General features: G+C 46.0%; 12 protein-coding genes. All 12 read right to left on the bottom strand.

All coding sequences use genetic code 11. The features are described from left to right. Positions 1 to 258: 258 nt before the first annotated feature. Positions 259 to 2,313, bottom strand: coding sequence for an ATP-dependent zinc metalloprotease FtsH (gene ftsH, locus L1028_RS23890; protein WP_234540322.1), 2,055 nt, complete (start codon positions 2,311 to 2,313; stop codon positions 259 to 261). A gap of 109 nt (positions 2,314 to 2,422) precedes the next feature. Next, the gene (gene hpt, locus L1028_RS23895; protein ID WP_234540324.1) at positions 2,423 to 2,962 is read right to left on the bottom strand and encodes a hypoxanthine phosphoribosyltransferase; all 540 of its coding nucleotides are present in this window, start codon (positions 2,960 to 2,962) and stop codon (positions 2,423 to 2,425) included. A gap of 46 nt (positions 2,963 to 3,008) precedes the next feature. Further along, positions 3,009 to 4,451, bottom strand: a complete 1,443-nt coding sequence (gene tilS / locus L1028_RS23900) for a tRNA lysidine(34) synthetase TilS (protein WP_234540325.1) — start codon at positions 4,449 to 4,451, stop codon at positions 3,009 to 3,011. Positions 4,452 to 4,487: 36 nt separating this feature from the next. Further along, entirely contained in the window at positions 4,488 to 5,426 is a 939-nt protein-coding gene (locus tag L1028_RS23905; RefSeq protein ID WP_234540327.1) for a serine/threonine protein kinase, read from the bottom strand. After that, positions 5,416 to 6,162, bottom strand: a complete 747-nt coding sequence (locus L1028_RS23910) for a VWA domain-containing protein (protein WP_234540329.1) — start codon at positions 6,160 to 6,162, stop codon at positions 5,416 to 5,418. Before L1028_RS23910 ends, L1028_RS23905 begins: the two co-directional genes overlap by 11 nt. 540 nt (positions 6,163 to 6,702) lie before the next feature. After that, positions 6,703 to 9,210: a stage II sporulation protein E gene (spoIIE, locus tag L1028_RS23915; RefSeq protein WP_234540331.1), complete on the bottom strand. Its 2,508-nt coding sequence runs from the start codon at positions 9,208 to 9,210 to the stop codon at positions 6,703 to 6,705. 344 nt (positions 9,211 to 9,554) lie between these two features. Then, positions 9,555 to 10,055 carry a S1 domain-containing RNA-binding protein gene (locus L1028_RS23920; protein WP_036678766.1) on the bottom strand — a complete coding sequence of 167 codons (501 nt, stop codon included), beginning with the start codon at positions 10,053 to 10,055 and terminating at the stop codon, positions 9,555 to 9,557. 124 nt (positions 10,056 to 10,179) lie between these two features. Further along, positions 10,180 to 10,515, bottom strand: coding sequence for an FtsB family cell division protein (locus L1028_RS23925; RefSeq protein ID WP_042183861.1), 336 nt, complete (start codon positions 10,513 to 10,515; stop codon positions 10,180 to 10,182). A gap of 23 nt (positions 10,516 to 10,538) precedes the next feature. Beyond that, positions 10,539 to 11,102, bottom strand: a complete 564-nt coding sequence (gene yabQ, locus L1028_RS23930; protein ID WP_234540332.1) for a spore cortex biosynthesis protein YabQ — start codon at positions 11,100 to 11,102, stop codon at positions 10,539 to 10,541. Then, on the bottom strand, positions 11,099 to 11,383 hold the full coding sequence (yabP, locus tag L1028_RS23935; RefSeq protein WP_234540334.1) for a sporulation protein YabP: 285 nt from the start codon (positions 11,381 to 11,383) through the stop codon (positions 11,099 to 11,101). The genes yabQ and yabP overlap by 4 nt, the downstream gene beginning before the upstream one ends. 145 nt (positions 11,384 to 11,528) lie before the next feature. Further along, positions 11,529 to 11,807 (bottom strand): RNA-binding S4 domain-containing protein, encoded by a 279-nt coding sequence (locus tag L1028_RS23940; RefSeq protein WP_234540336.1) that lies wholly within the window; start codon positions 11,805 to 11,807, stop codon positions 11,529 to 11,531. After that, on the bottom strand, positions 11,807 to 12,079 hold the full coding sequence (locus L1028_RS23945) for an HU family DNA-binding protein (protein WP_036678778.1): 273 nt from the start codon (positions 12,077 to 12,079) through the stop codon (positions 11,807 to 11,809). The genes L1028_RS23940 and L1028_RS23945 overlap by 1 nt, the downstream gene beginning before the upstream one ends. Positions 12,080 to 12,216 lie beyond the last annotated feature (137 nt).

Here is a 12,216-nt window from a genome sequence, read left to right on the forward strand (position 1 = left end):
CGATTGTTCTCCCCCTTAAATCTTCGCGGCTTTACGCCGGCGCGATGTTATCAAATGGCATGAGCCATCATCTGAAAAAATGAATAAGCTGATGTTAATAGTAAGTAATATTAATCACTAATGTACACAACGTTCCAGCCCCTGTCAATGTAACTGGACAGGCTTTAAGGCATAGAATCATTTAAAAATTAAAACAAAAAATCCGGAGAACAGTTACGTTCTCCGGATAAATTTACATCATATGAATAGTGATCCTGCTTAGGTAAGGCTAGTTCCGCCGCCTTTATTGTCATCATCAGATCCGTCATTACCCTCAGATTCAGGTTTGTTCGGGATTTCCTTTGATAAGTTCGGAGGCGTGGAATCAGTATCTTCAGACTTGCCTTGAATGCGGACACGCACATCACCGATATTATCAATGACAGGTTCGCCAACTTCAAGCGCAACGCCTTCACCACCCTCAGCCTTACCATCTTCAGAAAGGAATCCTTGTTCAATCAGCTCTTTAATCTGATCAAGCTCAAGTGTTTCCTTCTCAAGTAACGTATTGGCAATCAGGTGCATTTCTTTAGAGTGTTTGAGCAACAGTTCTTTACAACGTTCGTAGCTCGAAGTAATAAAGTTCTGCATTTCTTGATCAATCTCATAAGCAATGGAATCACTATAATTCTGCTCATGCCCAATATCACGACCCAAGAATACTTGGCCTTGAGAAGAACCGAACTGCATAGGTCCAAGCTTATCGCTCATACCGTACTCCATGATCATGGCACGCACGATGCGCGTAGCCTGTTGGAAGTCACTGTATGCGCCCGTACCGATCTCACCAATAAACAACTCTTCGGCAACACGTCCACCAAGTAATCCAGTAACCTTATCCAAAAGCTCCTGCTTGGTAACGATCATCCGATCTTCCTTCGGAAGCATAATAACATATCCGCCGGCACGTCCGCGTGGGATAATTGTAACTTTATGCACCATATCGGCATGCTCAAGGAAATAACCAGCTATAGTATGACCTGCTTCATGGTAAGCTACAATGCGTTTCTCACGGTCACTGATCACACGGCTGCGTTTCTCAGTACCTACGATAACACGGTCAATGGCTTCATCCACTTCAATCATGGAAATATCCTTGCGGTTACGACGTGCAGCTAGCAATGCTGCCTCATTTAGCAGATTCTCTAGATCAGCACCCGTGAATCCAGTTGTGCGTTTAGCGACAACATCCAGTCTTACATCTTTCGTAAGCGGCTTGTTACGAGCGTGAACCTTAAGTACAGCTTCACGACCTTTTACGTCAGGGCGGTCAACCGTAATTTGACGGTCAAAACGTCCTGGACGAAGTAATGCAGGATCAAGTATATCAGCGCGGTTAGTTGCCGCAACAATAATAATGCCTTCGTTACCACCGAATCCATCCATCTCAACCAGCAATTGGTTAAGTGTTTGTTCGCGTTCGTCATGTCCGCCGCCGAGTCCGGCGCCGCGTTGACGACCCACAGCATCAATTTCATCAATGAAGATAATACATGGCGCGTTCTTCTTGGCGTTCTCGAACAAATCACGTACCCGAGAAGCACCGACACCCACGAACATTTCTACAAAATCGGAACCGGAAATACTGAAGAAAGGAACGCCAGCTTCACCTGCTACTGCACGTGCAAGCAATGTTTTACCTGTTCCCGGAGGGCCTACAAGCAGTACGCCTTTAGGGATACGTGCACCGACAGCTGCAAATTTGCGCGGATCTTTCAGGAACTCAACGACTTCGACAAGCTCTTGCTTCTCTTCGTCCGCTCCTGCAACATCCTCGAAGCTGATTTTCTTCTTCTCTTCATTATATAACCGAGCCTTGCTCTTGCCGAAATTCATGACTTTACCGCCGCCACCTTGCGCCTGGTTAAACAGGAAGAAGAACAAGATGAACATAATGACTAGCGGGATAATAGAAGAAAGGAATGTCAGCCAAATGCTGGTACCTTCCATTTTCTTCTGAGTTAATTGAATCCCATTAACATCACTGGCTTCAATCAGTTCATTAATAGCAGCATCTGTTGGAGGAATATATGTGGAGAAGCTTTTCGATTTAGTATCGGCAGGCAACTCTCTGTATTCGCCTGTAACTAAAAAGGCATTACCCTCAAACTGAACCGTCAAATCCTTCACATTGTTGCTCTTGATCTCCTGCCGTAACTCGTCGTATCTAGGGAAATCGGCGGCTTCATTTCCATTGCTCACAAACTGGACAATACCCACCACGACTAAAAATAAAATCAAATAAAAACCAGAATTCCGGATGAACCGATTCATCCCCTACCTCCTCTCGCAACACTCAAGTTATTGTACCATAGCCTCTTGGGACACCTCAAATAAAGGAAGCCAAGGGTGCCCGATCCGTATGATCAAGGCAATCAATAGTTCAATTGGAATAAATCTCAGGCTTCAGTACTCCAACATATGGGAGGTTCCGATACCGCTCGGCATAATCCAATCCGTAGCCAACTACAAATTCGTCTGGCAACACGAAGCCTGTATATCTGGCTTCCAGATTAACCGTACGACCTGAGGGCTTATCAAACAAGGTAACCACATCGATAGAAGCAGCATTGCGGTTGCGGAGCAGCTCAATCAAATAGCTGAGCGTAAGGCCACTGTCAATAATATCTTCAACGATCAAGATATCGCGGCCTTCTACCGATACATCTAAATCCTTAATAATTTTGACAACACCAGAAGACTTAGTGGATGCTCCATAGCTAGACACTGCCATGAAATCCATCTCAACAGGTACTGTAATGGCTTTAACCAGATCTGCCATAAATATAAACGCGCCTTTTAGTACACAAATGACTAAAGGGGTACGTCCTGCGTATTCTTCGCTCAGTGTTCGACCGAGCTCCTTAATTTTCTGCTGAAGTTCCTCTTCGGTGATCAAGACTTCTTGAATATCATTTTGCAACTTGCGAAACCTCCTAAGTTATACTATGAAAGACTTACTTCGACCATTACGTTTCTTCACGGTCATCCAGCTCTGCTAGAGACAATAGAAGTACCGAGGTCGTTTGCCGCCCTACTGCGGCATGCATCGAGCGTCTTACGCCCGGAATCCAGACGATTTTGCCCAAACCATCACAAACGAGGGGGATCATTGAGCGTTCAGCAGCAGGTATTTTATCATCAATATAAATATCTTTTACCTTTTTGCTTCCGTTTAATCCCATGACTCTTATGGTATCTCCAGGCAATCGGGAACGAATCGTTAGTGGAAAGACCAGTTCATCACGGTCAAACCAAGCCGACATCTTCCCATAATCCTCCCCCTGTACAAAAAAGTTTTCTCTCTCCAGCACCGCCATCGACATCACCTTACCTATTTCCTCCAGCTTAAGCTCGGAATCCGGTAAAAACAGACGATATGTATAGCTTGCCTGTTGCTGCGCGGGCTTGGACGAGAACAAGATGATATCATATTGCCGCACACAAGTCAGGCCTCCACCTAAATCCAAACTCCAGGTGGTGGGATAGCTCTGCAGCGTTCCCCGACGTACAGATTCAATCTTGGAGAAATCAAGGGCAGATAGATCCGCCGACAGATAATTTAATATTAGTTTAATCAAACGCCGTTGTAAAGCGGAGGGTATGGCCGCAAATGAAGCTCTGTTAAAGGTATATTTCCCTTCCCCTTCCGAAACCAGCTCCTCAAAGCATTTTACCGCAGATGCCTCCATATATTCATCTTCAGCTCCTGCAATTTCCGCAAGCTGCACAAGTGACTGCCTCACTCTGCCGTTATACCTTTCCAGAAAAGGGAGAACTTCCAATCGAACAGCATTCCGCTTGTATTTCGTCAGCAGATTAGTGGCATCCTCGGCATAGGTGAAACCTTCATTCTGACATAACCCAAGAAGAGCCGTTTTGTTAATACGTAGGAATGGACGAATGAGTTCCACCTTTTTTTCTGTTCTTTTCCACTTGATACCGGACAGCCCCGATAAACCGCTTCCTCGCAATAGACGCATAATCACCGTTTCTGCCTGATCATCCGCATGATGAGCCAGAGCAACGGAGCGCGCCCCGTAACGATGTGCGGTATCAATCAGGAATTCGTATCGCTTCTCTCGTGCTGTCCCCTCAGGACCGAGTCCACTCTCTTTAGCCAAAGAGGGAATATCGAATTCTGCCAACTCAAAGGGCAGTCCCAATTGTCCAGCCATACCACGTACTAGCTCTGCCTCTTCCTTAGACTCCGCTCTAAATCCGTGATTCACATGAGCGCATATTAAGGTAAGTGGCATAACGTTTGAAGCTATTTCATGCAGAACATGCAAAAGAGCCACAGAATCCGGGCCGCCGGAAACTGCGACTACAATGGTGTCATGGGGCGCCCACAGCTCGTGCTCGGCTGCTGACTCCAATACTGACTCCACCAGTCCATTCATTTGCTCCATATGCGGCCCCCCTTCTCTCTAACTATATGTATAAGTTCAAAACCGAAATACCCAATAAATTGTAAAGGCAAGTACAAACAAGGATAACCCAAAAGCATTTTTGAGCCAGCGAGGTGTGTCCATACTATCAGGACGCTTTCTACGCGAATTATAAATATGGTTTCGCCAGAGCTCTGTAGCATCTGCGGAACCGGAGAAACCTCCTTTTAACGCTAAACAAATCCAAGAGGATAGTTTCTTGTCGGGTAGATTTCTAGCCAGCTTAAACAGCTCATCTACACTTCTTGTCTGCGGAAGCTGTAGCGCAGCTTTCTTGAGCCCCTCTTCATTCAAAAGACGGAGGCACAGTACGGCAAAAGCGAATAGATCATAACCCTCATCACTCGTACGGCTGCCTGCATTCCAAAAGCCACGGTCATGCCATTCGGTAAACTGCTTCACACTGCGACCAATAGGACTTGTGCCCCCAAAGTCGATCAGTTCCACTTCGCCGTATTTTGATACCATGACGTTCTCCGGCTTCAAATCCCCGAACACAAAACCGCATTCATGCAGTGTGCACAGCTTATCAAGCAGACCAAGCCCTACCAGGCCTAACCAGTCGGGACCATTTTTCGATAAAAAATGATGCAGAGGTTTGCCTTCAACATACCTCATTACATAGAAGGGGACATTATCCCCATTCGCAAAATCATCCGCTTCCAAAAAATAAGAAGACAATGGATTCTCACGACGAGCACGATGTTCATTCCGCTTTCGCCGTGATTGCAGCGAGGTTAGTACATTGATCTCCGATTGAAGTTCAAGTGTATCGTATCCGATTTTTAGCGCGTACCTTTCCCGTCTGCCTTCTCTTTGCACAAGATATACGGTTCCGTTCGCGCCCCTTCCCAGCATCCGCTCAACGACATAACGGTTACCCCGCCATTTGCCGTTAATTAAGGTACCAGTAGGATAGGACGGATTAGACGACATACCCACCAATCATCCCTTCTCTTTCGTCGTGGTCATCCCTTAGTCGGCGTCCACGATGTTCATCCAGTGTATCATAACGATAATGTTCAAGCACCTTGAAAATAGCTGGACCCGTCGGTGTCGCGCCTCTCATGTGCAATTTAGAGAATAACGTACGAATACCTGACATGTCATGGGTCCAATCTAGATCAAGCTTAGCATCTTCACTGCTGTTATTTCCAGGATAATGGAACACAGCGATCTCACTTTTACCTTCCCGTGCTTCCAAACTAAGCGCCAAATCGCGGATAGCATCTTCCACAGCACCCAATTTAGGTTTCATACTAGCACTGGCATCAATAAGAAGTGCAATACGCAGCGGTGTTGTTTCTGTCAGTTCATCTACAACTGTAACAACCTGTGAACGTTGAACAGGAGGTAGCTGATCCAGTGAGCCATCGCCTAGTATCTTTTTTACCTCTTTATTAACCGCCTGCTGGATCGTCTGAACCACGGTCTTGCGTGTCATCATCTGAATCGTCTGCGCCAGTTGTGGCGTTCCGACTATTCGGCTAAGGCCTCCCCCGGCCTTGGCAATGTCGGCAATCTCCCGGCTTCCGAGTTCGCCGATCGTACCATAATCAACTACACCAACCACATTTACGGTGATTCCCTCCTGCAGGGCATGCGCCGCTGCCAACACCGGACTTTCTCCTACATTCGAACAACCGTCAGTAATGAGCATAATTTGCTTCATAACCCTCAACTCCCCCTTTGTTTGAACCTCTGTTTCTAGCATATCCAGAAATGAGAGATTTCAAACGGTCGCTTTTGTTGGGGAAATTTGCGATCTGAACTACGGGGATAGTGAATAGGGGAACTGCGAGAAATGTTTGGGCTTTCGATCGCTGTTATTATTTGATTTCTCTATTAAAACCGCCCTCTGCGGTTGAAATCAAATAATAAAGGCGAACGCTCCGCTTCTGCAGCTCCAAACTTTCTCTCCGTTCCGTACCTTCACTAGTAAACAGTTTAGATCTAAAAAATTACGCTCCAAAGTCAGCGAACCTTTGAAACGTAAATAGTAGAGGCCGGCGAGTTACACATCACAGACTCGCCCCGACTTCCAAGCACGCACGACGCTTCGCGCGTACTTAAACCTCCTATAGCAGCACGGCGCATTGTGCGCACTGCAAATATATAGGCAACACGACACTTCGTGCGTGCTTAAACACACAAGCAATACGGCGCTTCGCGCGTACCAAACATAAAACCTAAGCCTAAACCGAGAAAATTCCTAACTCACCGTTCGAGGACGCTCCATTCGGCCGACACCAGGCATGTGCAGGCTGGACCACTCTGGGTGAAAATGATCTACACGACTGACGACAATCGTCATGTCATCATGGATCTCATTGCCCTGATAACGGATTACCTTATCTAACAAGCCATCTGCCAAATCCTGAGGATCGTCCCCTTCGAGCTCTTGGATCAACCGTTTCATCCATATCTCCTTATTAACGGCATATCCAGGCGCATCATAAATACCATCCGTCATCATAATCAAAATATCACCCGCCCGAAGCTGCATGCTAATCAGATCCACATCGATATCTTTAATGATTCCTATAGGCAGATTGCTAGAGGTTATTGGAATGACCTCACTCCCCCTCCGGATAAAGCTCGGTGCAGAAGCAATCTTCATAAAAGTTGTCTGTGCGGAATACTGATCGATTAAAGCCATGTCAACGGTAGCATAGAACTCGTCAGGAGAACGTAATAAGAGAATAGAGTTTACCGACTTTACAGCCAGCTTCTCATCCATACCGGATTGCAGTAGCTTTTCTAACATACCGAGGGCGGCACTACTCTCCATTCTCGCCCGCTCACCATTTCCCATTCCATCGCTAATGGATACTGCAAAGGTGCCGTTTCCAAGCTCTACGGTACTGAAGCTATCGCCAGATAACATATCTCCGCCTTTAGAAACAACGGCCACTCCTGTGTTTATCTCAAAGGCTTTGGCTGAACCAAAGGTAACCATCGACAAACCTTCCCGAGGATGGACTGCCGTCTCGCTCATGACAGCAATATTCTCATCTAGAATGTCAGAAAGGAGCGGAGCGATCATTTTACGGCATTCATCAAAACCACGAGTATAGGCATGCACCACCTCTATTTCTACACGCCCAGGATCTAAACTTAGGATTTCGATGCTATGAATAGACAGCCCTAATTTCTCCAATGTCTCACGGATTTGAGCTTCCTGACGATACATAGCCTGTCCCTCACGTTTTATTTCACGCGCTAGGTCCTCCATAACCTGTGACACGCCCGATAACTGCTCGGCAACAAATTGACGACTATCGTATATTTGTCTTTTCCACCGCATATCATGTTGGTAAAGATCATATTGTCCTTTCATGACTTCAAGCACTTCGCCAGTTTTACCGCAAATCCGGCTCCATTCCGGAGGCAGCTGAGCTGCCGTAATATCAGGGCATTCCTCAACAGTAGTCATCATATCTGTCATGTATCTATACGTCTGATAGAATTTTGCATCCCAGCAGTGGGAACGCCGAATACATCCTGCACAGGCGCCCTCTGTCACCGTACTCATGAAATCCTCCATCTCACGGTCTGATTTTCCTACTTCTCCGGCACGTGGAATCTGCCCAAAGCTGCTCGACAGCTGCTGGAACACCTGTGAGAATTGCGTCACCCGTTCTGCCGTTAAATCCCTGACCCTTCGCGCATATTCGTGTTGAGATCGGATATGATCTGATGTGCCCGGAACATATTTAGCAATGGCAGATATCATCGCCTTAGGCGTTATAACAAATAGCACTACCGCTACGCAGGTTTCCCATGTTGAGGCCATCATATCACCCGGACCCGTAAAATAGACGGAAAGGATCGTGGATCCCAGTAACATCCCGATAGATACTGCACCTTTTCGACCACCCTGCATCATTCCCGCTAGCATTCCTGAAAAAGCAAGCAGGCTCATCTGATAGATAGCACTAATATCCGCCAAACTGAGAATCAATCCGGTCACCACCCCAACAGCAGCCCCAAGAGGAGCCCCCCCTGCCATGGCGAAGAGTAGAATCAAATATCGTGACAATATATGCTCCAAAGACAAACCATTAAGGGTCCAACCTACAAGGCCCGTCATTACTGAGGCAAGTAAGATAATAAGGCATAGAATCTCCTCGTTCCTGAGCGCTCTACTCTTTTGCTTATAGGTTAGTAGAGGCAGCGCTTGAATGAACACCAGTGTGAGCACAAAACCCAGTAAAGCATCTAGTGTTATCATCATAAGCGGATACCAAGAAAGAGAAGGTCCAATAACGATTTGGAACAAACCAACCATAAACGAAGACACGAACACCATAAGTGGTGCATAGGATAAATCTATTCGTTCATAACTTTCCAACCCTTTATAAACTAGAAAGAAAATAATCAGCTCAGCAGTAGTAACCAGAGCTCCAGGGAATGGAGTAAAGAGACTTCCAGCTATAATGGCTGCAGCTACAGGTAGAATAGAGTCGCGACGCATAAACACAATGACGGCAAAGTACGCGGCAGCAAAAGGGGATAGTTCGTCCAAAATCATGGCTCTACCCAGCAGAAACCCCATAAAACTGAGCAATAGCATCCATTTCTTCGCTGCTACTAGCTGAACATACCGCTGCTTCTGACCCCAAGCTGTAATACGCGTGCGCAATGCTTGTCTCTGCTTCTTATCCTCACTTCCCACTCTTGTCCACTCTGGCAAATTTACCACGTTGCTTTTACCCATTCCCCTACACCACCCGTTTAAGAATTTATGGTACTCATTATATAACCGGCGATTTGAGAAAGTTTGTCAGAAATGGAGGGACACACACAAGAAATTTCCGACAAAAAAGCCTTCATTCATGATCTTTAAAAAAGCTGTTCTATCCCTTGCGGGGCTTTAGGTTGATTAGTTTCAAGATTGTTTACAACGCAGTTTCACGCGGTGACGCGGCGGTCATTCGTCAGCGATTGCCCTAGAGTTATGTGAGAATGGCATGGATGCTGTCGGCAATTTTATATGACATGACAAAAAAACCGCAAGGGCGAAATGCCCTTGCGGTTATTTATGATGTACAGGTTATTGGATTATACGCGTTTAGCCCCACGGCCTCCGCGCTTTCCTTCTGTGTTCTTCTTAATCGAAGATATCCGTTCTTCGCTGTCTTTCAGGAATCGCGACATTTTATCCTCGAATGAAGGTTTACCGGCTGCAGGCTTAAATGGACGCCCACCCCGTTCACGATTGAATCCACCGCCGCCTCCACCACTGCCGCCGCCACCGCCGAAACGGTCTCCGCCGCTAGGACGTTCTGGTCTTGGAGCTCTAGGCGGACGTACTTCCGATGCTGGCTTGTCAACAGCCTGCTTAATGGAAAGTCCGATCTTGCCGTCCTTATCGACGTTGATCACCTTGACTGTTACTACATCACTAATCTTCAGATGATCGTTAACATCCTTGACATAATTATCGGCGATTTCCGAGATGTGAACGAGACCTGTGACACCTCCTGACAGATCCACAAATGCTCCGAAATGCGTGATGCCTGTCACTTTGCCTTCTAACTTGGTGCCCACTTCAATTGCCATAGAATAAAATGATCCTCCCTTAAAAATATACAGACGAATATTAAGGTCATCCTGTCTGCGGTGATTTGATTATACAGTAAAGAGCAAAGCAAGGCAACAGAGTAAAAGCCTCTTTTCGCCGCTATTATTGCTCTGATTGCTCTGTTCGAATAGGAGTTTCCCCTTGAGGATAGATATTGTACCATTTACGTGCTAATTGGCCAATATACTCGTCATCATTAAGTCTGGATAATTCATATTTTAATTGAGTTAAAGATGCCATGACATCCTCACTAGTCTCCTGTTTCTTTGCAAGTTCCTCACCCTTGTCCGCAATGACCGCACTTTGAGCGAAGTAAGTATAACCCGCCCAACCAAAAAATACTGCCACAAAGACAATCCACATAAATCTTCTTCTCTTCGCGCCTGCGGCCGAATTTTTGCTATGATTACTTTTCTCTTCCGCAGTAAATCTGTTCATGCAACGTACCCCCTAATTCAAGGTCAGCGTTTCCGCCATTTGGTAATCCATTCAGTGATCTTCACAATCCAAGCGCTATGTGTCAGCCGCGATAACTGTGGAGAGATCCACCTAACAGGTAATACCCAAATTGGTTTGGTCAGACGCAGCAGAAGCTTAAAGATGAACCATAGAATACGACCTAGTAGCTTTAGCAGTCCTATAATAAATCGCCAAAGCCAGCGAAGAGGTGTACCTATCAAGATCTCCACAAGTCTCCATAGCAACCTGCACATATACTGAACCGATTGAATTAACCTTAACACAAAACGCCGCACCGTAACACTGAAGATTAAAAAATAGATCCATACTCCTAGAAACAAACCTAGAAAGACATAAAACCGCAATTGTCCTTGATTTCCGGCATACAGCATACGAAAAACGAGCAAGGCAGCCCAAAGCCAATACAGTAGATCTAGCATGGCATTCAGCCATTTGGGAAAGTTAAACTTCAGCGACAGCACCCGGTAGCTGTCATAGGCCAGTCCCATCGCCAGCCCGGCCATGATCATGTAGAACAGCGTCACCCACTGGACTGCAGGATTCATTTAAATAGCTTACCGAGCAGACCTTTGTTTTTGCCCTGCGATCCGGGATCGAGATAAATCAGGGAATGTACATTGCCCTCTAAGGACAACATTCCGTTCTCCAGACTTAAATTTTTGATATGTAAATGATTCCCGCGAATGGTGAGATGGCCGAGTTCTGTATGAAGCAAAAATTCCTCGCTGTCGAAGCTCTCCACATTTTGCACGCCCGTCAACTCCAGCTGCTTCCGACTGCGCATGTGCAGATCATGCTGTTTGTTTACCTTTCCTGGCTCGATCATAGCATGTACCCCTCCTTCTTACCTCTAATCTATGGCAGAGGTAGAAGTTATAGAACATCCCGTCCCTCTAAAAAATAAGAGAAACAAAAAGAAAAAAGAAGGCACAACTCTACAAAATGTAAAGTTATGCCTTCTTCTATTACTCTTACCAGTCCAGTCCGCTGCTTTTGGCAACAGGCTCTTCCCGAACTAGAGTATACATACCAGCGGCCTCGTCCTTGCGAGTCGTTTCGACCAGCTTTTCTACTTTGACCGTTACAAGCTTCTGTCCAAATTGTACAGTAATCTCGTCACCGATCTTAACTGTACTACTAGGTTTAGATTCCCGCCCGTTAATCAGTACCCGGCCTTGTTCGGACACATCCTTGGCCACTGTACGGCGCTTAATTAAACGGGACACTTTCAGGAATTTGTCAAGACGCATTAGTTAACGGCTTCTTTAAGCTTGTTACCAGCTTTGAAAGCCGGTACAGTCGATTCTGGAATTTCAATCGTTGTGCCCGTTTGCGGGTTGCGGCCAGTGCGTCCTGCACGCTTGCGAGTTTCAAAAGTTCCGAAACCGATCAGTTGAACTTTATCACCTTTTGCCAAAGCTTCTGTAATCTCACCCAAGAATCCGTTCAATACTGCTTCTACATCTTTTTTTGCCAATCCGTTTTTCTCGGAAATGTTGTTTACCAAATCTGTCTTGTTCATAATTTAAAGTTCCTCCTAGGATACGAAAAAATAAATGAAACGAGAATCACCACCATAATATGGGGCGAATCGCCATTTCGTCTTTATCTTATTCTTGATGTCACCTTAAAATCCTGCCACGATTCGTCGCTTTTTAA

It is taken from the genome of Paenibacillus pseudetheri (assembly GCF_924513355.1).
Classification (GTDB): Bacteria; Bacillota; Bacilli; order Paenibacillales; family Paenibacillaceae; genus Paenibacillus_AQ; species Paenibacillus_AQ pseudetheri.